Source organism: Streptomyces sp. NPDC052043 (assembly GCF_044548235.1).
Classification (GTDB): domain Bacteria; phylum Actinomycetota; class Actinomycetes; order Streptomycetales; family Streptomycetaceae; genus Streptomyces.
Genome location: NZ_JBIUBT010000002.1, coordinates 339,409 through 365,527 on the forward strand (window position 1 = coordinate 339,409; position 26,119 = coordinate 365,527).

The 26,119-nt window shown below is 73.3% G+C and carries 21 protein-coding genes; 6 read left to right on the forward strand and 15 right to left on the reverse strand.

Annotated features, from left to right (window positions below; genetic code table 11):
* Positions 1-3: 3 nt before the first annotated feature.
* From ACIHCX_RS06155 to ACIHCX_RS06190, 8 genes are all read right to left on the reverse strand, one after another.
* Positions 4-1,281 (reverse strand): MDR family MFS transporter, encoded by a 1,278-nt coding sequence (locus ACIHCX_RS06155; RefSeq protein ID WP_400027073.1) that lies wholly within the window; start codon positions 1,279-1,281, stop codon positions 4-6.
* 33 nt (positions 1,282-1,314) lie between these two features.
* Positions 1,315-3,111, reverse strand: a complete 1,797-nt coding sequence (locus ACIHCX_RS06160; protein ID WP_400027075.1) for an ABC transporter permease subunit — start codon at positions 3,109-3,111, stop codon at positions 1,315-1,317.
* Positions 3,112-3,200: 89 nt separating this feature from the next.
* Positions 3,201-4,721, reverse strand: coding sequence for an ABC transporter substrate-binding protein (locus tag ACIHCX_RS06165; RefSeq protein ID WP_400027076.1), 1,521 nt, complete (start codon positions 4,719-4,721; stop codon positions 3,201-3,203).
* A 116-nt stretch (positions 4,722-4,837) separates the two neighbouring features.
* Positions 4,838-5,314: a GNAT family N-acetyltransferase gene (locus ACIHCX_RS06170; protein WP_400027696.1), complete on the reverse strand. Its 477-nt coding sequence runs from the start codon at positions 5,312-5,314 to the stop codon at positions 4,838-4,840.
* Positions 5,315-5,365: 51 nt separating this feature from the next.
* On the reverse strand, positions 5,366-6,886 hold the full coding sequence (locus ACIHCX_RS06175; protein WP_400027078.1) for a catalase: 1,521 nt from the start codon (positions 6,884-6,886) through the stop codon (positions 5,366-5,368).
* A 145-nt stretch (positions 6,887-7,031) separates the two neighbouring features.
* Positions 7,032-7,850 (reverse strand): rhomboid family intramembrane serine protease, encoded by an 819-nt coding sequence (locus ACIHCX_RS06180; protein WP_400027080.1) that lies wholly within the window; start codon positions 7,848-7,850, stop codon positions 7,032-7,034.
* 150 nt (positions 7,851-8,000) lie between these two features.
* Positions 8,001-9,410 (reverse strand): FAD-dependent oxidoreductase, encoded by a 1,410-nt coding sequence (locus ACIHCX_RS06185; RefSeq protein ID WP_400027082.1) that lies wholly within the window; start codon positions 9,408-9,410, stop codon positions 8,001-8,003.
* 40 nt (positions 9,411-9,450) lie between these two features.
* Complete coding sequence (locus tag ACIHCX_RS06190; RefSeq protein ID WP_400027084.1) at positions 9,451-10,491, reverse strand: DUF4349 domain-containing protein; 1,041 nt, start codon at positions 10,489-10,491, stop codon at positions 9,451-9,453.
* Positions 10,492-10,651: 160 nt separating this feature from the next.
* Here ACIHCX_RS06190 and hemG point away from each other — a divergent pair, with 160 nt between their 5' ends.
* Positions 10,652-12,106 (forward strand): protoporphyrinogen oxidase, encoded by a 1,455-nt coding sequence (gene hemG / locus ACIHCX_RS06195; protein ID WP_400027086.1) that lies wholly within the window; start codon positions 10,652-10,654, stop codon positions 12,104-12,106.
* A 4-nt stretch (positions 12,107-12,110) separates the two neighbouring features.
* Positions 12,111-12,842, forward strand: coding sequence for a hydrogen peroxide-dependent heme synthase (gene hemQ / locus ACIHCX_RS06200; protein ID WP_400027088.1), 732 nt, complete (start codon positions 12,111-12,113; stop codon positions 12,840-12,842).
* 160 nt (positions 12,843-13,002) lie between these two features.
* On the opposite strand, the gene ACIHCX_RS06205 is transcribed toward hemQ, so the two are convergent.
* The 6 genes from ACIHCX_RS06205 to zapE form a co-directional block, all read right to left on the reverse strand.
* On the reverse strand, positions 13,003-13,857 hold the full coding sequence (locus ACIHCX_RS06205) for a TIGR04222 domain-containing membrane protein (RefSeq protein ID WP_400027090.1): 855 nt from the start codon (positions 13,855-13,857) through the stop codon (positions 13,003-13,005).
* A gap of 118 nt (positions 13,858-13,975) precedes the next feature.
* Positions 13,976-15,358: a DUF692 domain-containing protein gene (locus tag ACIHCX_RS06210; RefSeq protein ID WP_400027092.1), complete on the reverse strand. Its 1,383-nt coding sequence runs from the start codon at positions 15,356-15,358 to the stop codon at positions 13,976-13,978.
* Positions 15,359-15,673: 315 nt separating this feature from the next.
* Entirely contained in the window at positions 15,674-16,423 is a 750-nt protein-coding gene (locus tag ACIHCX_RS06215; RefSeq protein ID WP_400027699.1) for a peptidyl-tRNA hydrolase, read from the reverse strand.
* Positions 16,424-16,511: 88 nt separating this feature from the next.
* Complete coding sequence (locus tag ACIHCX_RS06220) at positions 16,512-17,390, reverse strand: polysaccharide deacetylase family protein (RefSeq protein WP_400027094.1); 879 nt, start codon at positions 17,388-17,390, stop codon at positions 16,512-16,514.
* A gap of 119 nt (positions 17,391-17,509) precedes the next feature.
* Positions 17,510-18,511 (reverse strand): slipin family protein, encoded by a 1,002-nt coding sequence (locus ACIHCX_RS06225; RefSeq protein WP_400027096.1) that lies wholly within the window; start codon positions 18,509-18,511, stop codon positions 17,510-17,512.
* Positions 18,512-18,651: 140 nt separating this feature from the next.
* Complete coding sequence (gene zapE / locus ACIHCX_RS06230) at positions 18,652-19,770, reverse strand: cell division protein ZapE (protein ID WP_400027098.1); 1,119 nt, start codon at positions 19,768-19,770, stop codon at positions 18,652-18,654.
* A 37-nt stretch (positions 19,771-19,807) separates the two neighbouring features.
* On the opposite strand from zapE, the gene ACIHCX_RS06235 reads away from it, so the two are divergent.
* The 4 genes from ACIHCX_RS06235 (at position 19,808) to msrB (ending at position 23,211) form a co-directional block, all read left to right on the forward strand.
* The gene (locus ACIHCX_RS06235; RefSeq protein WP_400027100.1) at positions 19,808-20,647 is read left to right on the forward strand and encodes a pyrimidine reductase family protein; all 840 of its coding nucleotides are present in this window, start codon (positions 19,808-19,810) and stop codon (positions 20,645-20,647) included.
* A gap of 207 nt (positions 20,648-20,854) precedes the next feature.
* Entirely contained in the window at positions 20,855-21,328 is a 474-nt protein-coding gene (locus ACIHCX_RS06240) for an indole-3-glycerol phosphate synthase (protein ID WP_400027102.1), read from the forward strand.
* A 72-nt stretch (positions 21,329-21,400) separates the two neighbouring features.
* Positions 21,401-22,789, forward strand: a complete 1,389-nt coding sequence (murC, locus tag ACIHCX_RS06245) for a UDP-N-acetylmuramate--L-alanine ligase (protein ID WP_400027104.1) — start codon at positions 21,401-21,403, stop codon at positions 22,787-22,789.
* 14 nt (positions 22,790-22,803) lie between these two features.
* The gene (gene msrB / locus ACIHCX_RS06250) at positions 22,804-23,211 is read left to right on the forward strand and encodes a peptide-methionine (R)-S-oxide reductase MsrB (RefSeq protein ID WP_400027106.1); all 408 of its coding nucleotides are present in this window, start codon (positions 22,804-22,806) and stop codon (positions 23,209-23,211) included.
* Between the two features lie 68 nt (positions 23,212-23,279).
* Here msrB and ACIHCX_RS06255 read toward each other — a convergent pair whose 3' ends face one another.
* Entirely contained in the window at positions 23,280-26,018 is a 2,739-nt protein-coding gene (locus tag ACIHCX_RS06255; protein WP_400027108.1) for a SpoIIE family protein phosphatase, read from the reverse strand.
* Positions 26,019-26,119 lie beyond the last annotated feature (101 nt).

The following is a 26,119-nucleotide window of genomic DNA, read 5'->3' on the forward strand; positions in this document are numbered from 1 at the left end:
AGCTCATGGCCGAGCGGCAGGCCCCGGCCCGCGCGGCAGCAGTGCCACGGCCAGCGCCGGCACGGCGGCGAGGACCAGCCACGGCACGGCGGGCGGAAGCCCCGTGTCGAGCAGGGACCCGGTGGCCGAGCTGCCGATGAGCACGATCAGGCCGGAGACGGAGGACAACGCCCCCGTGTAGAGGCCGATGCGTCCCTCCCCGGCGAGGTCGGGCACCCACGCACGGGCGGTGGGCACGATCAGCATCTGGCCGAGGGTGAGCAGGACGACGAACCCGGCGGCCGGCAGCAGACCCGCGAGGCCCGTCCAGCCCGCCGGGCGCGCCGCCGCCACGACCGCGAACCCGGCGGCGACCAGCAGCAGCCCGGCGGCAATGGAACGGCGCAGGTCGAGCCGGTCGCCCGCCCACCCGGTGACCGGGAGCTGCGCGAAGACGACCAGCAGGGAGGACAGGGCGAACAGCCAGGACAGGGGAGCCTGCGAACCCGTGGCTCGCTCCACTTCGTCCGGCAGGGCGAGGTAGAGCTGGTTGTAGGCGAGCAGGTAGGCCCCGTACGCGCAGCACAGCGCCAGGAAGCGGCGGTGGCGCAGCACCTCGCGCACCGCACCCCGGTCCCGCGACCGCGTGCGGCCGGGGATGTGCCGCGGCATCAGCCGCGCGTGGCCGGCGAGGACGAGCACGAAGACCCCGGCCCCCGCGAGGCAGGCGGTACGGAAGTCCACGGCGAGCAGCAGGCCGCCGAGCAACGGGCCGACGAAGGCACCGGCCTGGCCCGCGGCGGAGAACAGGGCCAGGACCCGGGTCCGGGAGCCGTTGCCCTTCTCCTCCCACCCGACCGCCTGCCGCGCCACCTCCGACTCCACGGCAGGGGAGAACAGCGCGGCGGCGAAACCGATCAGCAGCACCGCGCCGATCACCGCCCAGGTCTCCTCGGCGAACCCCAGCCAGACGAACCCGGCGATCCGCAGCACGCAGCCCGCCAAGATCACCGGCCGCACCCCGTGGCGGTCGACGAGCCGGCCTCCGACCACGAACAGCCCCTGCTGGCTGAAGGTTCTGAGACCCAGCACGAAGCCGACCGTCCAGCCCGCCATGCCGATCGCCGTGCCGAGATGGTCGGCGAGAAACGGCAGGACGGCGAAGAAGCCGATGTTGAAGGCGAGTTGGGTCAGGATCAGGAGCCGCAGCAAGGGCGAGAGGTGCTTCCAGACGCGTTCCTGCGGCGGCCTGGGGCCGGTGCCGGAGCGCTTGGTCAGGAGGCGGGAGAACACGTCGGGCATCACGAGGTCGAGTCCGTCAGGGGGCGTCGGAGGTCAGGGGGCGTCGGAGGGGGAGGAGGCCAGGACGGTGTGCCGGGTGGGCTCGGTCTGTGGCGCGACCGGTCCGGGCCCGGTGGGCCGTGAAGTCGGCCGTTTCCTCCTCCGCCCTGGCCGGGGCAGCCGTGCCCCGCCCGCCGCCGTGACGGCCAGCGCGCCGAGCAGGGCGAGCACGACGGCGGGCGCCAGGACCGCCCACGGGGCGCGTTCGGCGTAGGGCTGGTTCTCGGCGAGCAGCAGGCCCCACTCGGGGGAGGGCGGCTGGGAGCCCAGGCCCAGGAAGCCGAGAGCGGCGAGGCTCAGGGCGATTCCGGGCAGCCGGAGCAGGGCGTGGCGGACGACGGGAGGCAGGACGGCGGGCACCAGTTCGTGCCGGAACAGGTACCCCGGTCCCGCGCCGAGCGCGCGGGTCGCGGTCAGGTGGAGGGTCGCGCGCTCCTGTCGCAGAAGGGCGGAGGTGTGCGTGGCCAGCGGCGACCAGGCGACGACGGCCACGGCCAGCGCCGGTGTCCACGGTCCGCTGCCCGCGATGCCGGTGACCAGGAGCGCGGCCAGTGCGGGCGGTACGGAGTTGACCGTGTCGACCAGCGGCCCGGACAGCCGGGGCAGCAGGCCCAGCACTACGCCGCCCACCAGGGCGACGACGCTCACGGCGAGGGCGATGCCGAGCGTACTCAGCGTGCCGTGCGCGATCCGGGCCAGCACGTCCCTGCCGAGGGCGTCGGTGCCGAACGGGTGTGCGGCGGACGGGGCCTGGAGGCGGGCGGTGGTGTCCAGCGCGAGCGGGTCGCGGGGGAGGCCGAGAGCGATCACGGTGGCGAGCAGCAGCCCGTACACCAGGGGCACGACACGTGGTGCGGGCGGGGCCGGACGGTGCAGGGAGTGCAGGGCGCCGTCGCGCAGCGCGGGCCCGATCAGCCGCCGCGTCCCCGCCCGTGCCAGGAGAGCGGCCGCGGCCGCCAGGATCATGAGCACGAGCGTGCCGGTCTGCAGGACGGGCAGATCCTGCGCGAGGGCGGCCCGCAGGGTGAGCCGCCCCAGTCCCGGGATGTCGAAGATCTGCTCGACGGCGACGGATCCGCCGGTCAGGCCGACCACGAACAGCGCCAGGTTGGGCAGCAGCGCGGGTACGCAGCGGCGCAGCGCCTGCCGGGCCACGGACTTCGACGGCACCCCGCGCGCGGCGGCGGCAAGCGCCCATGGTTCGGCGAACGCGGCGGGCAGCAGGTCGTCCAGCATCCGCCCGAGGACCGCGCCCACGGGCAGACCGAGGGCGAGCGAGGGCAGCAGCATCCACTGGGGGCCGTACCAGCCGAGCGCGGGCAGCCAGCCGAGTTGTACGCCGACGACGGAGGCCAGTACGGAGGCGACGAGGAACTCGGGCAGCGCGGCCAGCATCGCGGACCCGGTACCGCCGGGCCGGCGCTCGCCGAGTCGCCGCCGTGCGCCCAGCAGGAGGGTGCGCGCACACACGACCCCCACCGTGATCGCGGCGACGGCGACGGCGCCGGCCATCAGCAGCAGGGACGCGCCGAGAGCCTGGAGAACGGCCGGCAGCACCTCGGTGTCCGACACCCAGGACCGGCCGGCGTCCGCGCGCAGCAGCCCGCCCAGCCAGCGCCCGAGCAGTGCCAGGGGGCCGTCGTCCAGGCCGAGTCCGTCCCGGATGGCGCGCAGGGTCTCGGGGGTCGGGGCCCGCTCGGCCGAGCGCGCCTTGAGCACGGTCAGGGCGGGGTCGGTGCGCGAGAGCCACGGCAGCAGGCCGATCGCGCACACCACGGCGGCCGTGAGCACGGTGCGCCACAGCAGGGTGAGGCCGCCGCCCCGCGCGAACGTGCGCAGGGCGGCGGTGGCTCGGCTTTCGACGGGTGTGGTCGGGGAGGTCAGAGCCGGGTCCCGGTGCCGACGAAGTCACGTTCGTACGGGTCGAGCACGGCGCCCTTGACGGAGGTGCCGACGCCCGTGACGACCTTCAGGTGCACCAGCGGGATCACCGCGTCCGTGCCGAGGATCGCGGACTCCGCCTTCATCGCCGCGTCCTGCCGCTTGGCGGGGTCGGCGTCGGCCTGCGCGGCGGCGACCAGCCTGTCCACGTTCTTGTCGCACAGCAGCGACAGGTTGTACGAGCCGTCGCAGGTGTAGTCGCCGGCCAGGACGGTGACCGGGTCACCGGTGTCGAGCATCATATTGCGGGAGGCGACGGAGGCGTCGAACTTCCCCGCCAGCAGGTCGCTTTCGAGCTGCGCGTAGGCGCGCACCTCCAGCTTCACCGTGAACCCGGCCTTCTTCAGCTGCTGTTGGAGCACCTGGGCGGCCTCGGGCAGCTCGGGCCGGTCGTTGTAGGTGGCGATGGTGATGCTCGCGCCCTCGGGGTCGGCGGCCTTCGCCCGGCCGGCCGGCGCGGTCCGCTTGCCGGCCGCCCAGCTCAGGGCGGGGCCGTAGAGGCCCTGGGCGGGCTCGGCGTATCCCTCGTACACGCCCTTGGCGACCGCAGTGGTGTCGATCGCCTCGCGCGCGGCGGCCCGCAGCCCCGCGTCCTTGAACACACCTGTCCGGGTGTTGAGGTACAGGCTGGTGTTCCGGGCGGTGTTGACCTCGTGCACGGTGTCCTTGTCCAGCGTGGTCACCTGAGCGACGGGGATCGCCTCGGCGATGTCCACGTCACCGGTGCGCAGTGCGTTGGCACGGGCGGTGCCGTCGGAGACGAACTTCGCGTCGATGCCGGAGGCCTGGGCGCGGCCGCCCCAGTAGTCGTCGAAGCGGTCCAGGGCTGCCGCGGTGTCACCGGTGATCCTGGTGAGCTCGAAGGGGCCGGTGGCGGTGCCCACCGGGTTCACCTTGCCGTCCTTGCCGTATGCCTTCGGGGAGAACACCGCGAGGCTCGGGTTGCTCAGCCGCAGCGGCAGTACCGGGTCGGCCTCGGCGGTGCTGACCTTGACCTGGTCGTCGCCGACGGCCTCGGCGGTCAGCTTCACGCCGGAGACGGCGGCCGGGGCCGGGTCGGCCTCGGCGGTGTGGGCGAGTGCGGAGGCGACGGCCTGCGCGGAGACGGCGGTGCCGTCCTGGAACTTCGCGTCCCGCAGCGTGAACACCCAGCTCTTGCCGCTCTGGTCGCTGCTCCACGACGTGGCGAGCGCGGGTACGGCGCTGCCGTTGGCGTCCAGCCTGGTCAGCCCTTCGGCGACACCGAGGCGCGAGAGGTCGAAGGCGTCCTGGCCGTACGGGGAGTAGTTCTCCGCCGGCGGGAAGGCGAGCGCGACACGCAGACGACGTCCCTCGTTGCCGGTGCCGGAGTTGGTGCCGGAGGAGCCCGAGGACGAGTCGTTGCCGGAGGAGGAGAAGCAGCCGGAGAGCAGGGGGGCGAGCAACAGCCCGGCTATCAGCCGTGGACGAGGAGGTCTCATGTTCCTGGTTCTGTCTGTTTCTGGGAGCCGGACTCTTCGACCGACGCCGACCGACGCCGGCCCGTGCCGACCGGCGTCGACCCTACCGACCAACGTCATATGAATATCATGTTCGTTTACGCGAGGGGGATCTCGAAGTGCACGACGCCGCTGCCGCCGCCGGGCACCTCCTCCCGCTCGTCGCACACGATCTTGCCCAGCGTCTGCCATAGGCCCATGGCGCCGGGCGAGTGCGGGTACGTGTGCAGGTACACGGCGCTGTATCCGCCGTCCGCGCGGGCGAAGTCCAGCAGCCCCTCCACCAGTCGCCGGGCCAGCCCGTGCCGGCGGTGTTCCGGGCGCACGTACACCCGCCGCAGCTGGGCGGTCTCGCCCGACGGGTACCGCTCGGCGAGCCACGCCGGGTTCGGCGGATGCTCGGGGCCGCGCGCGTCGAGCGCCGCCGTGCCCGCCACCGTCCCGTCCTGCTCGTCCACCGCGACCAGCAGGGTGTGCCGGGGCGGGGTGAGGTAGAAGGGCGCGGGGTCGATGATGTCGGCATGCCAGCGCGGCACGTATCCGGTGTCGAAGTCGCGATAGACGGTGTCGAGCATCACGGCCCGGGCCTCGTCGAGGTCCGCGGCCGTGGCGAGCCGCCGGGAACGTCAGGCCTTGCGCTGCATGCTGCGTCGTGCGGGGCTTCCCTGCTCGGCGGCCTTGAAGTCCTTCTCGTCCGCCTTGGACCGCACACCGTCGGCGATGCGCTTGCCGACCGTCTCGTCGATGTTCGACCAGTACGTGAAGGCCCGCTCCAGGACCGGTTCGGTGACGCCGTTGAGGAGGTGTCCGACGACGTTGTCGACCAGACGGTCCCGGGCGGCGTCGTCCAGGACCTGCCGGACCAGCGTGCCGGGCTGCCCCCAGTCGTCGTCCTCGGGGTGGGAGACGTACGCGGCACGGACGATCTCGCCGTCGGCCGCCCAGCTGGGCGGCGGGCCGAAGCGGGCGGGGTCGGCGACGGGACCGCCCTTGGAGTTCGGGGCGTACACCGGATCGGTCGTCTTCCGGTACGCCATCGCCCCGTCCTTCGAGTAGCTGTGGACGTCGACGAGGGGCGCGTTCACGGGAAGCTGCTGGTAGTTGGTGCCGATGCGGTGCCGGTGGGCGTCCGCGTAGGAGAACAGCCGGGCCAGCAGCATGCGGTCCGGGCTCGGGCCGATCCCGGGGATGAAGTTGTTGGGCTGGAACGCCGCCTGCTCGATCTCCGCGTGGTTGTCGGTCGGATTGCGGTCCAGGGTCATCCGGCCGACCGGGATGAGCGGGTAGTCGCCATGCGGCCACACCTTGGTGAGGTCGAACGGGTTGAAGCGGTAGTGCGCGGCCTCCGCGTACGGCATGACCTGCACGTACAGCGTCCAGCTGGGGAAGTCGCCGTCGCGGATGTGCTCGAAGAGGTCGCGCATGTGGTAGTCGGTGTCGACGGCGGCCATCTGGTCGGCCTCGTGCTGGGTGAAGAACTCGATCCCCTGGTCGGTCTTGAAGTGGTATTTCACCCAGAACCGCTCGCCCTTGGCGTTGATCCACATGTAGGTGTGGGAGGTGTAGCCGTTCATGTGGCGCCAGGTGCGGGGGATGCCGCGGTCTCCCATCAGCCAGGTCACCTGGTGCGCGGACTCCGGCGAGAGCGTCCAGAAGTCCCACTGCATGTCGTTGTCGCGCAGGTTGTTGTCCGCGCGGCGCTTCTGGGAGCGGATGAAGTGCTGGAACTTCATCGGGTCCTTCATGAAGAACACCGGCGTGTTGTTGCCGACCATGTCGTAGTTGCCCACGGTGGTGTAGAACTTGATCGCGAAGCCGCGGGGGTCACGCCAGGTGTCGGGGCTGCCGCGCTCGCCGGCGACCGTCGAGAAGCGGATGACCAGGTCGGTGCGGGTGCCCGGCTGGAACACGGCTGCCATGGTGTAGGCGCTGACGTCCTCGATCACCTCGAAGTGGCCGAAGGCGCCGCTCCCCTTGGCGTGCGGCTGGCGCTCGGGGATCCGCTCCCGGTTGAACTGGGCCATCTGCTCGATCAGGTAGGCGTCCTGCAGCAGGACCGGCCCGCCCGGGCCCAGGGTGAGCGAGTGTTCGTCACTCTCCACCGGCGCGCCGGAGTCGGTCGTGGTGGCGGGATGGAACTCCGTCATGAGTCTGCCCTTTCGCTGTGCCGGTCCTCCATGCCCTTCCGTTTGCGTGACCGTAAGAATACGTTCTAAACACCCTGATACGCACCTTTTGGGTGAACATTGCCGTATTCGGCCCGAAGGTGCCCATGGTGATGCCGAGGTCGCCCTACCAGGCCCGCCGTGTCTGCCGGCCGTAGAGGATGCGGGGCGGTTCGGGTGGTGGGGGCGTGCCCGGTTTGAGGGGCCAGGCGAGCAGCATGCCCACGATGAAGCCGACCACGTGGGCCAGATACGCCACGGCACCCGCCTCGGCGACGGCCAGGCCGGAGGAGTAGAACGCCTGGAGCACGAACCAGGAGCCCAGCACCACCCAGGCCGGCAACCGCAGCGGCAGGAAGAGGAGGAAGGGGACGAGGATCCAGACCCGTGCCCTCGGGTAGAGCAGCAGGTAGGCGCCGAGGACGCCGGCGATGGCTCCCGAGGCGCCGATCAGGGGCGTGGCCGAGTGGGAGTTCATGAGCGCGAACCCGTATGCGGCGGCATATCCGCAGACCAGGTAGAACAGCAGGTACCGCACGTGGCCCATGCGGTCCTCGATGTTGTTGCCGAAGATGAGCAGGAACAGCATGTTGCCCAGCAGGTGCAGCCAGCTGCCGTGCACGAACATCGCGGTGAGGACCGACAGCACGGGCGACTTGTCGTAGGGGGGCGGCCCCACCACGCAGCCCGGGCCGTGCACGCCCACCCCGACGGCGCCCGTCGGGACCAGCGACGGCAGCTGGTGGTGGATCAGCTCTCTGGGCACCAGCGCCCACTGCTCCGTGAAGGCCTGCAGATGACACAGCTGCGCCAGCGTGCCGCTGCCCGTGACGGATCCGGCGATGCCGGGCGTGAGCAGGAACACGACGACGTTCGCGGCGATCAGCGCGTAGGTCACCCATGGGGTGTGCCGCGTCGGGTTCACATCATGGACGGGAATGACCACGGAGAAGTACTGCCCGCGATGCGCTCGCCGAATCGGTGAACGCCGCCGTCCGCGTGTACGTACGTCCACTCGAGCACCCGCGGCCCGGGGAAGGCGGGCCGCGGGGACGACGTGCGGAGCAGGCGCCGCGACGGCGTCGGCGGCGCGGGGTCAGGGCGTGCTGTCGCGGACCTTCGCCGCGGCCTTGCGGGCCGCCACGAGCACCGGATCCCACACCGGGGAGAACGGCGGCGCGTAGCCCAGGTCCAGGGCCGTCATCTGCTCCACCGTCAGACCGGCCGTGAGGGCGACCGCGGCGATGTCGACCCGCTTCCCCGCGCCCTCACGGCCGACGATCTGTGCGCCCAGCAGGCGGCCGGTACGGTGTTCGGCGATCATCTTGACGGTCATCGGGGCGGCGCCCGGGTAGTAGCCCGCGCGGCTGGTCGACTCGACGGTGACCGTCTCGAACCTCAGGCCCGCCCGGCGGGCGTCCTTCTCGCGCAGCCCGGTGCGCGCGATCTCCAGGTCGCACACCTTGCTCACCGCGGTGCCGACCACGCCCGGGAAGGTGGCGTAGCCGCCGCCCGCGTTGGTGCCGATGATCTGGCCGTGCTTGTTGGCGTGGGTGCCCAGCGGGACGTGGCGCTCCTGTCCGGAGACCAGGTCCAGGACCTCCACGCAGTCGCCGCCGGCCCAGATGTTCTCGTGGCCGCGCACCCGCATCGCCCGGTCGGTGAGCAGGCCGCCGTGCGCGCCGAGCGGGAGTCCGGCCGCCCGCGCGAGCGCGGTCTCCGGGTGCACCCCGATGCCCAGTACGACCACGTCCGCCGGGTACTCGGCGTCCGCGGTGACCACCGCCCTGACCCGCCCGTCATCATCGGTGAGCACCGCGGTCACCTCGGCGTCGCCGACCATGGTGATGCCCAGGCCCGACATGGCCCGGTGCACCAGGCGGCCCATGTCGGGGTCGAGCGTGGACATCGGCTCCCGGCCGCGGTCGACGACCGTCACCTCGTAGCCGCGCTTGATGAGCGCCTCGGCCATCTCCACCCCGATGTACCCCGCGCCGATCACCACCGCCCGGCGGCCACGCGTGCGTGCGAGGCTGTCCAGCAGGGCCTGGCCGTCGTCGAGGGTCTGCACCCCGTGCACGCCGGGCGCGTCGGCGCCGGGCATGTCGGGCCGGACCGGGCGGGCCCCCGTCGCGATCACGAGTTTGTCGTACGACGTCCAGGTCTCCGCGCCGGAGTCGACCTCCCGCGCGCGCACGCGCCCGGCGGCCACGTCGATCTCCGTCACCTCGGTGCGCATCCGCAGGTCGATGCCCCGCGCGCGGTGCTCCTCCGGCGTGCGGGCGATCAGCAGGTCCCGCTCGTCGACGTCGCCGCCCACCCAGTACGGGATGCCGCACGCCGAGAACGAGGTGAAGTGGCCGCGTTCGAACGCCACGATCTCCAGCTCGTCCGGCCCGCGCAGCCGGCGTGCCTGCGACGCCGCGGACATCCCCGCGGCGTCGCCGCCGATCACGACAAGGCGCTCCTTCGTACCCAGGTCACCCCGTGCCGCGCTCACGTCCATGCGCACACGCTACGGGGGGAACACGGGGAGAACCGCGGTCTCAGTCCCGGGAGTCCGCTTCGCCGTCGGGCTCCGCGGCCGGGGGCATGGGCTCCCCGGCCGGGGGCGCCGGCGCCCGCCGGGAGCCGGGCAGCGCGCCCAGCGCCGTCATGGCAGGCGTGTCGTCGGCGGGCCGCCGCGGCAGCCGGGGCCGTACGACCCGCAGCCACAGCGCCGCGACGAGAGCCGCCGCCACGGCGAACGGAAGCAGCGCCCCGATGGCCAGGGCGATCCAGCGGAGCACGGTGACGAACACGTGCCAGCCGCCCGCCAGCGCGTCCACGAACCCGGGCCGGTCCTCCTCGGGAGCGGGCGCCTTGGGCTGCGTCCGGGACAGCGACAGCGTGATGGTCGCCAGGCTCGTGCGGTCCTTCAGCGACGCCTGCTGGGCCAGCAGTGCCTCCAGATCGGACTCGCGGCGGCTCAGCTCGCCCTCCAGGCTGACCACGTCGCTCAGCTGGGTCGCCTGGTCCATCAGCTCGCGCACCCGCGCCACACTCGTGCGCTGCGACGTGATGCGGCTGTCCACGTCGACGACCTGGTCGGTGACGTCCTGCGCCTTCGCCGTGCGCTCGATCAGCTTGCCGGTGCCCTGCAGGTCGCCGAGGACCTCGTCGTACTTCTCGGCGGGCACGCGCAGCACCACACGGGTGCGCTCGTGGCCCTCCGCGTCGAGGCTGGTGTTCTCGTCGCCGACGTAGCCCCCGGCGTTCTCGGTGGTGGTGCGGGCGGTGTCGAGGGCCTTCGACACGTCCTTGACCTCCACGGTGAGCGAGGCGGTGCGGATGATGTGGCTCACCGCGGTCCGGGGCGGCGCGGTGGCCCTCGCCTCGGAGGCCCGGTCGCTGCCGCTGCCCGGCGCGTCCCTCTGATTCTCGCTCCCGGCCGCGTTTCCCTGGCTCTCGCTGCCGGCCGCGTCCGCGGCGGACTTGGCCGCGGAGCCGCCGCTGTCGCCCGCGCCGCACCCGGTGAGCGACAGGGCGGCGGCGAGCAGCAGCCCGGCCAGGGCGGAAGCGGGCCGGACGGAACGTCGTGTGCGCATGTGGCATACCCCCGAGGGTCCTCGTGACCACTGACGCTTCTTCGACTCCCGGGCCGCACGAGACGTTGGCCGTAAACGGTTCCGATGCGGTCACGTTCACGACTCGGGCCGGACACCGGGGCGCGGCGGGAGTGCCGGAGCGGTCTGAGAGAGTGGCCATATGAGCGCAACGGGTATGGGCACGGGCCATGTCGTCGTCATCGGGGCCGGGATCGCGGGGCTCGCCGCCGCACACCGGCTGTTGCAGCGCGGGGCACGGGTGACCGTGCTGGAGGCGGCGGAACGGGTCGGCGGCAAGCTGCTGCCGGGCGAGATCGCGGGCGTTCGCGTCGACCTGGGCGCCGAGTCGATGCTGGCCCGCCGGCCCGAGGCCGTGACCCTCGCGCGCGAGACGGGACTCGCCGACCACCTCCAGCCGCCCGCCACGGCGAGCGCCTCGATCTGGACCCGCGGTGCCCTGCGCCCCATGCCGAAGGGTCACGTCATGGGTGTCCCCGGCGCCGCCTCCGCGCTGGCCGGCGTGCTGTCCGAGGAGGGCCTCGCCCGCATCGGGCGCGACGCCGAGCTGCCCCGCACGGAGGTCGGCGACGACGTGGCGGTCGGCGAGTACGTGGCGGCCCGGCTGGGCCGCGAGGTCGTCGACCGCCTGGTCGAGCCCCTGCTCGGCGGGGTCTACGCCGGTGACGCCTACCGCATCTCGATGCGCTCGGCCGTTCCCCAGCTCTTCCGGGCCGCGCAGACCCACGACTCGCTGCTCGAAGGGGTCCGCGAGATCCAGGCCGCGGCGGCCGCCGCGCAGCAGACCGGGCCGGTGTTCATGGGCATCGAGGGCGGTGTGGGCCGGCTGCCGCTCGCGGTCGCGGAGTCGGTGCGGGCCCGCGGCGGCGAGATCCTGACCGGCACACCGGTGACGGAGCTGCGCAGGCAGGACCGTACGTCCTGGCGGGTGGCCGCCGGTGACCGCGTACTGCACGCCGACGCGGTGGTCCTCGCCGTGCCCGCGCCCGTCGCCGCCGGGCTGCTGCGCGCCGAGTCCCCGGAGGCCGCCGCCGAGCTGCGGGCCGTCGAGTACGCCTCGATGGCCCTGATCAGCCTGGCCTACCGCCGCGCCGACGCCACCCTGCCCGAGGGCAGCGGCTTCCTGGTGCCCCCCGTCGACGGCCGCACCATCAAGGCGTCCACGTTCGCCTCCCACAAGTGGGGCTGGATCGCCGAGGAGGACCCGGACGTGCTGGTGGTGCGCACCTCCGTGGGGCGGTACGGCGAGACGGAGATCCTCCAGCGCGAGGACGCCGACCTCGTCGAGGTCTCCCGGCACGACCTGCGCGAGGCGACCGGCCTGGACGCCGAGCCTCTTCAGACCCGCGTCACCCGCTGGACCGACGGCCTGCCGCAGTACCCCGTCGGCCACCACGCGCGCGTGGCCCGCATCCGCGAGCACGTCGGCAAGCTGACCTCTCTGGCGGTGTGCGGCGCGGTGTACGACGGGGTGGGCATCCCGGCGTGCGTCGCGAGCGCGTACGCGGCCGTGGACCAGCTGGAGGGCGACCTGCGGGCCGTGCGGGAGCTCACCGCGGACCCGGTGCAGAGTCTGCACGGGGGAGCGGGAGAATAGCATCATGAGTGACGACGCCCCTACCACCGAGTCCGGCAGGATCCCGAACAAGGGCAAGCTGGCCAAGGACCTCAACGAGGTCATCCGCTACACGCTGTGGTCCGTCTTCAAGCTGAAGGACCTGCTTCCCGAGGACCGCGCCGGCTACGCGGACGAGGTCCAGGAGCTGTTCGACCAGCTCGCCGCCAAGGACGTGACCATCCGCGGCACGTACGACCTCTCGGGCCTGCGTGCCGACGCCGACCTCATGATCTGGTGGCACGCCGAGACCAGCGACCAGCTCCAGGACGCGTACAACCTCTTCCGCCGCACGAAGCTCGGCCGCGCGCTGGAGCCGGTGTGGTCGAACATGGCGCTGCACCGCCCCGCCGAGTTCAACCGCTCGCACATCCCGGCGTTCCTCGCCGACGAGACGCCGCGCAACTACGTCAGCGTCTACCCGTTCGTGCGCTCCTACGACTGGTACCTGCTGCCCGACGAGGACCGCCGCCGCATGCTCGCCGACCACGGCAAGATGGCCCGGGGCTTCCCGGACGTGCGCGCCAACACGGTCGCGTCCTTCTCCCTCGGCGACTACGAGTGGATCCTCGCCTTCGAGGCCGACGAGCTGCACCGCATCGTCGACCTCATGCGCCACCTGCGCGGCTCCGAGGCGCGCCGGCACGTGCGCGAGGAGATCCCGTTCTTCACGGGGCGTCGCAAGGACATCGCCGAGCTGGTGGCGGGTCTGGCCTGATCAGCGGTGGCCGCGGGCCGGCCGGTCGCGCCCTTCAGGGCCTCGCGCAGTCGGTGTGCGCGCAGCCCCGGGAAGGCCGGGCCGACCGGGCCGCGGCTTTGTGCGCGGGGCGCACGTCCAGGGGTGCTCACCCAGGGTGCGAGGCCGACGCCGCGGTGGGCTACCGGTCCCGGAAGGCCCGGCGACGGGGGCGCCGGCCACGCGAGGAGCGGTCGGACGGGAAGTGGTCGGGCGAGGGCTGGTCGAGCGAGGGCCGGTCCCGGTGGGCGAAGGCCGCGCGCAGATTCGGCTCGCCGACGGCGCCGATGCCGCGGACGGCCACGGACGCCAGGTACGTACGCTCGTCACCGGTGCCGTTCACACGCCGGGTCAGCGCGCCGAGCAGGCGCTGTCCGGCGGGGGAGGCCCAGCGCGAGTACGGGTGGACCTCGAAGCGGGCGATGGCCAGGCAGCTCAGGGTGAGCGTGAGCGGCAGCGCGAACCAGAGGGCGATCAGCTCGCGGGGCATCCCGGTCGGGCCGGGCAGCAGCAGCGCGGTCGTACCCAGGGCGAGGACGGCCAGCGTGGCCACCCGCACTCGGCGGACCCCGGCCGCGATCGTGGACCCGTCCCCGTCCGGCACGGCGAGACCGGCGCTGACGAGCCGGTCGGCGAGGCCGCGCACCGCGTCCGCGGTGGCCGCGGCCGTGCGCACCGGCGCGATCCGTGACTGTCCCTCCGGGCCGATCGCCCCTATGACGGAGCGCTCCATCTCGTCCCGCCCGCGCGGATCGACGACCGTCGCCCAGCCGGTGTGTGCGAGCAGCAGCCGGCGCTGGCGTGCCATGGAGACCAGGGTCAGATCGGCGACCCGTGCGGGTCCGCCCGACAGGAACGCCGCCTCATAGAGCGTCAGATCGCGCTCCTGGCCCGCGTCCCCGTCGACTGCCGCGGCGCGTACCGAGGCCAGGCACAGCCGAGTGCACGCCGTGCCCGCGAAGGCCCAGGCCAGAAGCAGGAGAAGGACCCAGAACATGACGCGTTTCTATGCCAGAGGCCTGGGAAACGCCATGCCTTGTCCGTCATCCGGACAGAGTGTTGCCGGTATGTGACGTTCCGTTTGTTTCCCGCGGTCACGGCGTCAGGGCCGGTTCTCAGCGGCGCAGCAGGACCCTCTGCGCCGCGCGGGCCACCCGTGCCGCCGGGCGGCGCGACCGCGGCGCCGGTCCCGAGCGGTCCCGCCACCACTCCCGCACCTCCCGCCGGACCGCCGCGTCCCGGGGCCGGCCGGCGAGCAGCAGGGACTCCGCGAACTCCAGCGCGTCCTGCCGGTATCCCCCGGTCATCGGGTGCCTCTGCGCGTACGCGAGGAACGCGGTCCGGTACTCCTCCCCGAGCAGCACGGGCAGTTCGGGCGCCACCTTGGCCACGACGTCCGCCCGCTTCGCGGTCAGCGACCGTGCCTGCACGCCGATGCGCACCCGGTCGAACCCCTCCGGCACGGGCGTCCCGGCGACGAGCGCCGACAGCAGCGCGGTCTGCGCGAGGGCGACCCGCTGCCGCGCGGACTCCCTGCCGCCCGTCCGCCGGTCCGGTCCGTGCGCCGCGCGGTCGCCGGTGTCCGGTGCGGGGGCGGGACCGGCGCCGGTGGCGGGTGCGGGTGTGGGGGCGGAGTCGGTCGCCCGCCGGGCCGCCACCCGCCGGGCCGCCGTACGCCCCGACTCCACCGCGGTTCCGATGGCCGTCAACTCCCGCTCCAGTTCGTCCGGTGCGGGGAAGTTCTCGTCGCGCTCCAGCAGGACCCCCGGCGGGGCGACGCGTGAGGCGAGGTCGGTCAGGATGTCGAGGACCGACCGCGGCACCGGGTGGGCGTGGCTGTCGTGCCAGACGCCGTCACGTTCGAAGCCGCCCGCCACATGGACGTACGCGAGGGCCTCGACCGGGAGTTCGGCCAGCGCCCGGGCCGGATCCTCGCCCCGGTTGATGTGGTTGGTGTGCAGATTGGCCACGTCGATCAGCAGCCGTACCCCCGTGCGGTCGGCCAGCTCGTAGAGGAACTGGCCCTCCGTCAGCTCCTCGTCCGGCCAGGCCAGCAGCGCGGCGATGTTCTCCACGGCGAGCGGCACGGGCAGGGCCTCCTGCGCGATACGGACGTTCTCGCACAGCACGTCGAGGGCGTCGCGGGTGCGCGGCACGGGCAGCAGATGCCCGGCCTCCAGCCGCGGGGAGGCGGTCAGCGCGCCGCCCCCGCGGACGAACGCGATGTGCTCGGTCACCAGCGGCGAGCCGAGCGCCCGCGCCCGCTCGGCGAGGGCGGTCAGCCGCTCCTCGTCCGGCGGCTCGGCCCCGCCGAGACCGAGCGAGACTCCGTGCGGCACCACGGTCACCCCGCGGCGGCGCAGGCGCAGCAGCGACTCGGGGAGATGCGCGGGGCACACGTTCTCGGCGACGACCTCGACCCAGTCGACGCCCGGCATCTCCTCCACGGCGTCCGCGATCTCCGGCCGCCACCCGATCCCCGTCCCGAGCCGCTCCATCGTGCCCCGCCCCCTCTTGCCTCCACCGGTGAACGTGACGGGGGTATGGCCCGGCCGCCGGGCCCCGAACCCCGCCGCCCGCACCTTCAGAGCAACATTTGAGCTAGGACCCGAACCAGGACCCGTTGGGGCCCCAGGTTGAAGATCAAGCTAGTACCGCGGCGGGCAACGTTTGCCCGTCAAGGAGCGGCGTCCGGTGCGTGCTCTCGGTGTGCCGGCCGGAAGTCCTCGTACTGGATGTACTCGGGCTTTCGGCCGGTGCGGCGAGAGTGCGTGCCGGGCGTCGCGACGGGGCAAACGTTGCCTGTCGCGGCACTAGATCCGGCCTCGGCGCAAGGCGGGGTGTTCGGCGACGACCGTGCAGGAGCCGGGGGCGATCTCCGTGAAGCCGGCGTCGCGCACCACCGGCAGTCCGCCGGAGGTGAGGTCCCGCCAGTGGGCGTGACCGGCGGTGCGGACGGCGAGCGGGAAGCCCGCCTCCCGCCAGGCCGTGCGCTGCTCCTCGCCCAGCTCCCACCAGGCGAGCTGGGCGCCGTGACCCGCCTGGGCCATCGCCTTGCCCGCGGACATGTCCAGCAGCGGGCTCATCCACAGCACCGGGACGGCCGGGTCCGGCACGGCGGGCGGCTCCGGGTCGTCGAGCTCGGTGCCGGAGACCTGGAGCCTCGCCAGGTCCTTGGGCCAGCCGTCCAGCGGTACCGGCGGGAAGACCCGCACCTGCGCGGTCCCGCCGGTCACGGTGATGCCGGGCAGGGCCTCGGCCCGCCGCCACTCCGCGCCGCGCGCCCGCCGCACCACCTTGCGGATCCGGGCGTCCTGCCAGTCCCGTACGGCCCGCGCCCACTCCCCGTCACCGGCCGAGCGCTCGTCGGCGAGCAGCACCAGGACGGCCCGGGCCGCGGTCTCCAGGGCGTCCGTACGGGCCGGGGGAGCGGTCCGCTCGATCCGCGCCACCAGCGGCAGCACGAACTGCCGCGCCTGGTCGCGTGCGCCGGGCTCGGACCGGAACGGGCTGTCCTGCGGGGCGGTGGCCGTGGTGCTCTCGTCGGTGCTCACGGCAACCAGTCTGCCAGCCGGGCGATCCCCGCCCGCCGTCCCCCGGACCACCGTCCGTGGTCCTCCGCCCGCCGTCCCCCGACCCCCGACCGGTCCGTCAGGCGCGGTCGGTCGCGGCGCCGATCAGGTCGGAGACCTTGACCAGGCGGTAGCCCCTCTTGCGCAGCTCCGGCACGACCGCGCGCACCACGCGCTCGGTGGTGGGGGCGGCGCTGCGGGTGCAGTGCATGACCACGACCGAGCCCGGCCTGACCCCGTCCAGGACCTGCCGGACCACGGCGTCCGCGTCCGTCGCGAAGGCGTCCCCGCTGACCACGTCCCACTGCACCGCGGTGACGCCGAGACCGCTCAGCGCCCGCAGGGACTGCCGGTCGTAGCAGCCGCCGGGGAAGCGGAAGTACGGCATCGGGTGCGGCACGCCCGCCTTGCGGAACGCCTCGTACGCGCCCTCCACGTCCGACCGCATCCGGTCGGACGGCACCGTGGGCAGGCCGTAGCAGTTCGCGGTGAACGCGTAGTGGCTGTAGGAGTGGTTGGCGAGTTCGAAGAGGGGGTCGCTGCCGATGGAGCGGGCCTGGTCCGGGTACTGCTCGGCCCAGCGCCCCGTCATGAACACCGTGGCCGGCACCTTCAGGGCGCGCAGGGTGGCGATGAGCTGCGGGTTGTCGAAGTGCTCGCCCGCCGCCGCACGCGGTCCCTGGTCGGCGGTCATGTCGGCGTCGAAGGTGAGGGCGACCGTCTTCCCCTTCGTCCGGGGACCGTGGCTGAAGACGGGGGTCAGACCGCCGGGGCCCGGGGTGAGGGCCGGCGGCCGGGAGGGCGAGGGTTTGGCCGCAGTGGAGGGGGAGGCCGACGCGGATGGGGAGGGTGCCGTCAGCCCGGCGCGGGACGCCCCGGTGCCGCCGCAGGCGGCCAGGGCGGCGCCCAGCGCGCAGACAGCGGTGATGCGTCGTGCACGTCGTACAAGTGGGATCACCGGACGAAGATATGTCTTCCCTGGCCTTCCCTGATCGCGGGAACGGCGGCACGGCCGTGCGATCACCCGCCCGGTGGCCGCGTGCTCTCCGTTCCCGGCCGTAGGGCCTGTGGTGCGGGCTAGGTCCTGGTGCGGGCCGCGCTGCCGTCGGTGTCGGGGGTGACCGCGTCGGCGCTGCTTCGGACGGGGGTGATCGGCGCCGCCTCGGCGACGGCGCCGCCGGGATCCACGGGGGCCCGCACACCCTCGGACGCCCGGTCGTCCTCGGATGTCCGCTCACCTTCGAGCAGCCGTTCGGGCGTGCTGGGGGCCGTCGGCGCCACCCTCCGGTCCAGGCTCCCGTACGGCTCCGGCTCCGGCTCCCGCTGGGCCTTCTCCAGGAACCGCAGCAGCTCGACCGGGAAGGGCAGGACCAGGGTGGAGTTCTTCTCGGCGGCGACGGCCGTCACCGTCTGGAGGAGGCGCAGTTGCAGCGCCGCGGGCGTGTCCGCCATCTGCTGGGCGGCCTCGGCCAGCTTCTTGGACGCCTGGAACTCCGCGTCCGCGTTGATGATGCGGGCCCGCCGGTCCCGGTCGGCCTCCGCCTGCCGGGCCATGGACCGCTTCATCGTGTCCGGCAGGGAGACGTCCTTGATCTCCACGCGGTCGATCTGCACGCCCCACCCGACGGCCGGGCTGTCGATCATCAGCTCAAGACCCTGGTTGAGCTTCTCGCGGTTGGACAGCAGGTCGTCCAGGTCGCTCTTGCCGATGATCGAGCGCAGGGACGTCTGCGCCATCTGCGAGACCGCGAACTTGTAGTCCTCCACCCGGATGAGCGCGCTGGCGGCGTCGATCACCTTGAAGTAGACGACCGCGTCCACGCGCACCGTCACGTTGTCCCGGGTGATGCCCTCCTGGGCCGGGATCGGCAGCGTGACGATCTGCATGTTGACCTTGTAGAGCCGGTCCACGAACGGGACGATCACGGCCAGCCCCGGCTGGCGCGGCTCACCGGTCTGCCGCCCGAGGCGGAAGACCACCCCGCGCTCGTACTGCTTGACCACCCGCATCGCCGCGCTGAGGTACACGAACCCCACGCAGCCCGCGGTGATCACCGCGGTCACCACTTCCTGCACCATGACGAGGACTCCTCGACCGGTCGCCGGTATGCGTACTACGCACTCGATTCAACGATATGCCCGCTCCGAGCGCACGGTCGAGCCGCCGAACGGCCCGCGCTCGCACCGCGTCCCCGCCGGCGGCCGCCTCCGCTCCGTGGTCAGTGCGTCTCGACGAGTCCCCTGGCGTCCCGGGCGAGGGCGGTGAGGCGGGATATCGCGCGGAAGTACTTCTTGCGGTAGCCGCCGTTCAGCATCTCCTCGCTGAACAGCCGGTCGAAGGGCAGCCCGGAGGCCAGCACGGGCACCTCGCGGTCGTAGAGCCGGTCCGCGAGCACCACGAGCCGCAGCGCCGTCGACTGGTCCGGCACCGGCCGCACGTCGGTGAGGCACACGGCCGCCAGACCGTCGGTCAGGGCGCCGTAACGGCTGGGGTGCACCTTGGCCAGGTGCTCCAGCAGGTGCGGGAAGTCGTCGAGCGAGGCGTTCCCGGTGGCGTACGCCGCCTTCGTCACCTGCTCGTCGGAGTACGGCGCCGGCGCCTCGGGCAGGCCGCGGTGGCGGTAGTCCTCGCCGTCGATGCGCAGCGTCCGGAAGTGCGCGGACAGGCCCTGGATCTCACGCAGGAAGTCCACGGCGGCGAAGCGACCCTCGCCGAGCTTGCCCGGCAGCGTGTTGGAGGTGGCGGCGAGCGCGACGCCCGCGTCGACCAGCCTGCCGAGCAGGCTGGACACGAGCACGGTGTCGCCCGGGTCGTCCAGTTCGAACTCGTCGATGCACAGCAGGCGGTGGCCGGAGAGGGTCTCGACGGTCTGCTGGAAGCCGAGGGCGCCCACGAGGTTGGTCAGCTCGACGAAGGTGCCGAACGCCTTGAGCGCGGGCTCGGCCGGGGCGGCGTGCCACACGGAGGCCAGCAGGTGGGTCTTGCCGACGCCGTAACCACCGTCGAGGTAGACACCCCGGGGCCCGGCACCCGCGGCCTTGCCCTTCGCCCTGCCCTTGCTCCTGCCGAAGCCGAACAGGCCGCGCCGGCCCGAGCCGGTCGCGTGCGCCCCGCCGAGTCCGGCGGCGAAGTCGTCCAGGACCTCGACGGCCTCGGTCTGGCTGGGCTGCTTCGGGTCCGGGATGTACGTCGCGAAGCGCACCGCGTCGAAGCGCGGCGGCGGCACCATCTCGGCGACCAGCCGGTCAGCGGGGACGTGCGGCTCGCGCGTGCACAGGGACAGCGGGGCCGCGGCGGTCAGGGAGCTGAGCCCGGAGGCGGCTGGGGAGGACGACACGGTTCCCCATGGTAAGCGGCATGGAACACTGCACGTCATGCGACGCCTGTTCCCTGTGACCGACGAAACAGCAGCCCATCCCCCGGAAGGGACACACGAGGCCGGGGAGCACGGGGCCGGTGGTACGAGCGTGCCCGGCGCTCCCGTGGACCGGGAGTGGACCTTCGCCGAGCTGGCCGCCGCCTACGCCTACCCCGAGCCCCGGGCGGCGGGGGAGCCGTGGCTGCGCGCCAACATGGTCGCCACCCTGGACGGGGCCGCCCAGCACGAGGGCCGTTCGCAGCCCATCTCCAGCGCCGCCGACATGCGGATCTTCGGCACCCTGCGGGCGCTCGCCGACGTGGTGGTGGTCGGCGCGGAGACGGTACGCCAGGAGGGGTACCGCCCGGCCCGGGCCCGGGCGGAGTTCGCGGCGCTGCGGGAGGCGGCCGGGCAGGGCCCGGCCCCGGCGATCGCGGTCGTCACGGCGAGTCTGGAGCTGGACTTCTCGCTGCCCCTGTTCACCTCGCCGCTGGTGCCCACGCTGATCCTCACGGGCGCGGCGGCCGCCCCGGAGCGGACGGCGGCGGCGGAGAAGGCGGGCGCCCGTGTGGTGGTCGCCGGAGACGGCGTCGGCGTGGACCCCGTCCGCGCCGTGAGGGCCCTGGCCGGGCTCGGCCACACCCGCCTGCTCACCGAGGGCGGCCCCCGTCTGCTCGGCCAGATGGTGGCGTCCGGCGCCCTGGACGAGATGTGCCTGACGGTCTCCCCGATGCTCACCGCGGGCGACGCCCAGCGCATCGCCGGCGGCCCCTCCGTCGCGGTCCCCCGGCGCTTCACGCTGGAGTCCCTGCTGGAGGACGACGGCTTCCTCTTCAGCAGGTACCGCCGCCCCTGACCGGAGCCCCACCACCCGCCTGCCGGGGCCCGCGCCCCGGGTGAGCGGAATCATGAGCGGAATCAATTGTTCCGGTCCGTGCGCGGTGGGTGAGCGAAATCCCGCGATACCCGTGCGGTCACGGGGCAGGATGGTTTCCGCAGGGGCTGCTACGGCCCGTGGCGGAGACGGAGGGTCCAGGGACCCCCGGAGGAGAAAGGGCGCCTGGTGTTCACAAGCGTTTTGATGATCGAGAAGGCCCTGACGTCCGCCGACGTGGAGTTCGTCACCACCTTGCACGGCGAGGAGCCGGTCTTCTTCCACGTGCTGCTCCAGCCGCGCGGCGACCAGGCGGACCGGTTGCTGCGGGCCATCGACGACATCGCGCTCGGTGAACTGGACGAGGCGGCGCGCGAGGGCGAGACGCCGGAGGGCGCGGCCGCGCAGGGCGCCGGGGCGCAGGCCCTGGAGGTGTCCCTCATCGCGCTGCGCGCGGCGGGCAGCCGGGCCGAGGGCCGGCTCGTCGAGGACCATCCGCTGGACTCCCTGAAGAGCCTGGTCGCCGAGGTCGGTGCCGACGAGGTGATCGTCCTGACCGACCCGCACTACGTGGAGGAGTTCTTCCACCGCGACTGGGCCTCCCGGGCCCGCCACAAGGTCGGTGTACCGGTCCTGAAGCTCTTCTCCCACAGCAAGGCATAGGCTGGGGCGGCGCCCCCGCACGGGGGCGCCGCACCGTCGTACCGCAGCCGCACCACCTGGGGAGAACAGCACATGGCACCCGGCCTTCCTACCGCCATGGACCGACCGCACTTCATCGGCATCGGCGGGGCCGGAATGTCGGGCATCGCGAAGATCCTCGCGCAGCGCGGCGCCAAGGTGGCCGGCAGCGACGCCAAGGAGTCGGCGACCGTCGAGGCGCTGCGCGTGCTGGGCGCCACCGTGCACGTCGGGCACGCGGCCGGGCACCTCGCCGACGACGCCAGCTGCGTCGTCGTCTCCTCGGCGATCCGCGAGGACAACCCGGAGCTCGTCCGCGCGGCCGAGCTGGGCATCCCGGTCGTCCACCGCTCCGATGCGCTGGCCGCCCTGATGGCGGGCCTGCGCCCGATCGCGGTCGCCGGCACCCACGGCAAGACGACGACCACCTCGATGCTGGCCGTGTCCCTCGGCGAGCTGGGCCTGCGGCCGTCGTACGCCATCGGCGGCGACCTGGACGCCCCCGGCTCCAACGCGCTGCACGGCGACGGCGAGATCTTCGTCGCCGAGGCGGACGAGTCGGACCGCAGCTTCCACAAGTACGCGCCCGAGGTCGCCATCGTCCTCAACGTCGAGCTCGACCACCACGCCAACTACGCCTCGATGGACGAGATCTACGAGTCCTTCGAGACCTTCGTGGACCGGATCGTCCCCGGCGGCACCCTGGTGATCGCCGCCGACCACCCGGGCGCCAGGGAACTGACCCGGCGCGTGGCCGGTGCGGTGCGGACGGTGACGTACGGCGAGGCCGAGGACGCCGACGTACGGATCCTGTCGGTCGTGCCGCAGGGCCTCAGGAGCGAGGTCACCGTCCTGCTGGACGGCACCGAGTTCACCTTCGCCGTCTCCGTGCCCGGCCGCCACTACGCGCACAACGCGGTCGCCGCGCTGGCCGCGGGCGCGGCCCTGGGCGTCCCGCCCGCCGAACTCGCCCCCGCGCTGGCCGCGTACACCGGTGTCAAGCGGCGCCTGCAACTCAAGGGCGAGGCCGGCGGCGTCCAGGTCGTCGACTCCTACGCACACCACCCGACCGAGATGTCCGCCGACCTGGAGGCGATGCGCTCGGCCGCGGGCGACGGCCGGATCCTGGTCGTCTTCCAGCCGCACCTGTTCTCCCGCACCCAGGAGCTGGGCAAGGAGATGGGCCAGGCGCTGGCCCTCGCGGACGCCTCCGTCGTCCTGGACATCTACCCGGCCCGCGAGGACCCGCTCCCCGGCGTCACCAGCGAGCTGATCGTCGACGCCGCGCGGGCGGCGGACGCCGACGTGACGGCCGTCCACGACAAGGCCGAGGTGCCCGACGTGGTGGCGGGAATGGCGAAGGCCGGCGATCTCGTTCTCACCATGGGCGCGGGCGACGTCACCGACCTCGGACCGCGCATCCTGGACCGTCTGCCGAAGTGAGGGGCGCGAGACCCATGCCGTACGACGTCGAGAAGCCGGAAGAGCAGTGGCGGGCCGAACTGAGCCCGGCCGAGTACACCGTGCTGCGCAAGGCCGGCACGGAGCCCGCCTTCACCGGTGAGTACACCGACACCAAGGCCAAGGGCGTCTACTCCTGCCGCGCCTGCGGCGCCGAACTGTTCACCTCCGGCACCAAGTTCGAGTCCCACTGCGGTTGGCCGTCCTTCTACGACCCGAAGGACACCGACGCCGTGGAGCTTGTGGAGGACCGCTCCCACGGGATGGTGCGCACCGAGGTGCGGTGTGCTCGCTGCGGGTCGCACCTCGGGCACGTCTTCGAGGGCGAGGGGTATGCGACCCCGACCGACCAGCGGTACTGCATCAACTCGATCTCCCTGCGGCTGGCCCCCGACGAGGACTGAGGCGGCGGCGTCTTTCGGTGGGCGCCGGGAGACACGGACTCCGTCCCGGAGTGCGGGCGGCGCACCCGTCACAGGGTCTCGTCGTCCCACTGGTCGAGCAGCAGGTCGCCCAGTTGCGCGTCGGCCTGCGCCGCTCCGCCGTGCAGGGGCTGTTCGGTCCAGATGACCTTGCCGTGGGGGGTGTACCTCGTCCCCCACCGCCGGGCCAGCTGGGCGACGAGGAACAGGCCGCGTCCGCCCTCGTCCGTCACGGCCGCCCGGCGCAGGTGCGGTGAGGTGCTGCTGCCGTCGGAGACCTCGCAGACGAGGGTGCGGTCGCGCAGCAGCCGCACCCGGATCGGCTCGCTGCCGTAGCGGATCGCGTTGGTGACCAGTTCGCTGAGCATCAGCTCGGTCTCGAAGCCCACCTCCTCCAGCCCCCACACCTCCAGCTGCCGGGCGCACGCCGCGCGTACCGGGGCGACGGACGAGGAGTCGCGGGACACGTCCCACTCCACGACGTCCGCCGGGTCCAGCAGCCGGGTGCGGGCCACCAGCAGCGCGACGTCGTCGACGGGGCGCGGCGGCAGGACGGTGTCGATCACCGCCCGGCAGGTGTCCTCCGGGCTCCGGTCGGGCCGGCCGGCCAGGGTGTCGCGCAGCAGGGCGAGGGCGGTGCCGACGTCCCGGCCGCCCCGGTCCTTCAGCAGCCCGTCGGTGTACAGGACCAGGAGCGACCCCTGCGCCAGGTCCAGCTCGGCGGTCTCGACGGGCAGGCCCGCCGCCAGGCCGAGGGGCGGGGAGGCGGGCAGCTCGGGGAAGTGGACCGTGCCGTCGGGACGTACCAGCGCGGGCCCGGGGTGACCCGCCGTCGCCACGGTGCAGCGTCCGGCGACGGGGTCGTAGATCGCGTACAGGCAGGTGGCACCGGTGACCGCGTCGGCCTCGGCCCCGGGCTCGGGTGCCCGGTCCTGGTCGATCCGGCTGACCAGTTCGTCGAGGTGGGCCAGGATCTCGTCGGGCGGCAGGTCGAGGGTCGAGAAGTTGAGGACGGCGGTGCGCAGCCGGCCCATGGTGGCGGCGGCGTGCAGTCCGTGCCCGACGACGTCGCCGACGACGAGGGCCACGCGGGCGCCCGGCAGCGGGATCACGTCGAACCAGTCCCCGCTCACACCGGCCTGCGCGGGCAGGTAGCGGTGGGCCACCTCCAGCGCGTTCTGCTCGGGCCGCCCGCGCGGCAGCAGGCTCCGTTGCAGGGCCACGGCCACGCCGCGCGCGTGGGTGTAGCGGCGGGCGTTGTCGACGGACACGGCCGCCCGCGCGACCAGTTCCTCGGCGAGGGAGAGGTCGTCGTCATCGAAGGGGCCGCGCCGTTCGCTCCGCCAGAAGTCGGCCAGTCCCAGCATCACGCCCCGCGCCCGCATCGGCACGGCGAGGAGCGAGTTGATCCCGTGGCCGAGGATCCGTGTGGCCGTCTCCGGGTTCTGGACCCGCCATGCGTGGGCGTTGCCCAGATCGGCCTCCAGCACCGCGCGACCGCTCTCCAGCGCTGCCGCCATGGGGGTGCCGGGCAGCCAGACGACCCGCTCGCCCACCGGGAAGACGGGCGGGTCCGGGCCGTCGCCGAGGAGGGCGGCGCGGCGCAGGTCCGCCGTGTCCTTCGGTTCGTCGCCGCACAGCACGGGCTCCAGCAGCTCGACGGTGACCAGGTCGGCGAACCGGGGGACGACGACCTCCGCCAGTTCCTCGGCGGTCCGTACGACGTCCAGGGTGGTGCCGACCCGCACACCGGCGTCGTACAGCAGCCTCAGCCGCTCCTGGGCCTCCTCGGCCCGGCCCGAGAGGGCGCGCAGTTCCGTGGTGTCCCGCAGCGTCGTCACACTGCCGGCCGGTCCTCCCCGGCGGTCCGTGAGGCGGGTGTTGGCGACCAGCAGCCGGTCTCCGGCGAGGAGCACCTCGTCGTTGGCCACCCGGCCGGAGGACAGCAGCTCGGCCACCCGCGGCTCGAGGCCGAGCTCGGCGATCGGGCGTCCCTCCGCGTCCGTCGACAGGTCCAGCAGCCGCCGCGCCTCGTCGTTGGCAAGGAGCAGCCGGCCCTCGCCCGACCGGACGAGGACGCCCTCGCGCACGCTGTGGAGGACGGCGTCGTGGTGCTCGTACATCCGCGTCAGCTCGACGTGGCCCAGGCCGTGGGTCTGCCGCCGCAGCCGCCTGCTCGCCCACGCCGATCCGCAGGTGGCCAGGACGAGGGCTCCCCCGACACCTCCGAGCAGGAACGGCAGCTGGTGCCAGACCGTCGTGTTCACCGTCTCGAGTGTGATCGCGACGTCCACGACGCCGGCGACCGAGCCGTCCGGCCGGAAGACGGGGACGGCCGAGTCGACCGCGGGGCCGCGGCTCGCGGTGATGACCTTCGTGAAGGGAGTGCCCTCCGCCGCCTGCCGGTACGGACCGATGACGTGCTTGCCGATCAGGGCGGGGTCGGGATGCGTGAGCCGGATGCCGTCCGGCCGGTAGACGACGACGAAGGCCACTCCCGTCCGCTTCCTGGCCTCCTCGGCGCGTGGCTGGAGGATCGGCGTCGGATGGTGGCTGTCCAGCGCCGCCGCCGTCCCCGGGGCGCTGGCGAAGGCGTCGGCCACGGAGCGTGTGCGGTGCCGGGCGTCCGCCAGGCTGTTGCTCCGGGTCTGGAGCACCAGGACGACACCCGCGGCGACGATGAGCACCAGCAGGATCACCATCTGGAGGGCGAACGCCTGCGCGGCGAAGCTGCGCGCGCCCGGCACCGGGCGCCGCCACCTCGTGGGCTTGCGCGGAGATCCGGCCATATGCTCATTTTCCAGCACCGGCGGCCACGGCCAAGTCGCCGGCGGCTACCCGGTCGGCCACCGTCCCGGGGGGTGGCGGGCGCTTTGCGGGGCACTCTCAC

Bases quoted from the DNA above. Each gene is read 5' to 3' on its own strand.
- ACIHCX_RS06155 (WP_400027073.1), bottom strand. From the start codon at position 1,281: ATGCCCGACGTGTTCTCCCGCCTCCTGACCAAGCGCTCCGGCACCGGC.
- ACIHCX_RS06165 (WP_400027076.1), bottom strand. From the start codon at position 4,721: ATGAGACCTCCTCGTCCACGGCTGATAGCCGGGCTGTTGCTCGCCCCC.
- ACIHCX_RS06170 (WP_400027696.1), bottom strand. From the start codon at position 5,314: ATGCTCGACACCGTCTATCGCGACTTCGACACCGGATACGTGCCGCGC.
- ACIHCX_RS06175 (WP_400027078.1), bottom strand. From the start codon at position 6,886: ATGACGGAGTTCCATCCCGCCACCACGACCGACTCCGGCGCGCCGGTG.
- ACIHCX_RS06185 (WP_400027082.1), bottom strand. From the start codon at position 9,410: ATGGACGTGAGCGCGGCACGGGGTGACCTGGGTACGAAGGAGCGCCTT.
- ACIHCX_RS06190 (WP_400027084.1), bottom strand. From the start codon at position 10,491: ATGCGCACACGACGTTCCGTCCGGCCCGCTTCCGCCCTGGCCGGGCTG.
- hemG (WP_400027086.1), top strand. From the start codon at position 10,652: ATGAGCGCAACGGGTATGGGCACGGGCCATGTCGTCGTCATCGGGGCC.
- hemQ (WP_400027088.1), top strand. From the start codon at position 12,111: ATGAGTGACGACGCCCCTACCACCGAGTCCGGCAGGATCCCGAACAAG.
- ACIHCX_RS06205 (WP_400027090.1), bottom strand. From the start codon at position 13,857: ATGTTCTGGGTCCTTCTCCTGCTTCTGGCCTGGGCCTTCGCGGGCACG.
- ACIHCX_RS06210 (WP_400027092.1), bottom strand. From the start codon at position 15,358: ATGGAGCGGCTCGGGACGGGGATCGGGTGGCGGCCGGAGATCGCGGAC.
- ACIHCX_RS06225 (WP_400027096.1), bottom strand. From the start codon at position 18,511: ATGGTGCAGGAAGTGGTGACCGCGGTGATCACCGCGGGCTGCGTGGGG.
- ACIHCX_RS06235 (WP_400027100.1), top strand. From the start codon at position 19,808: ATGCGACGCCTGTTCCCTGTGACCGACGAAACAGCAGCCCATCCCCCG.
- murC (WP_400027104.1), top strand. From the start codon at position 21,401: ATGGCACCCGGCCTTCCTACCGCCATGGACCGACCGCACTTCATCGGC.
- msrB (WP_400027106.1), top strand. From the start codon at position 22,804: ATGCCGTACGACGTCGAGAAGCCGGAAGAGCAGTGGCGGGCCGAACTG.
- ACIHCX_RS06255 (WP_400027108.1), bottom strand. From the start codon at position 26,018: ATGGCCGGATCTCCGCGCAAGCCCACGAGGTGGCGGCGCCCGGTGCCG.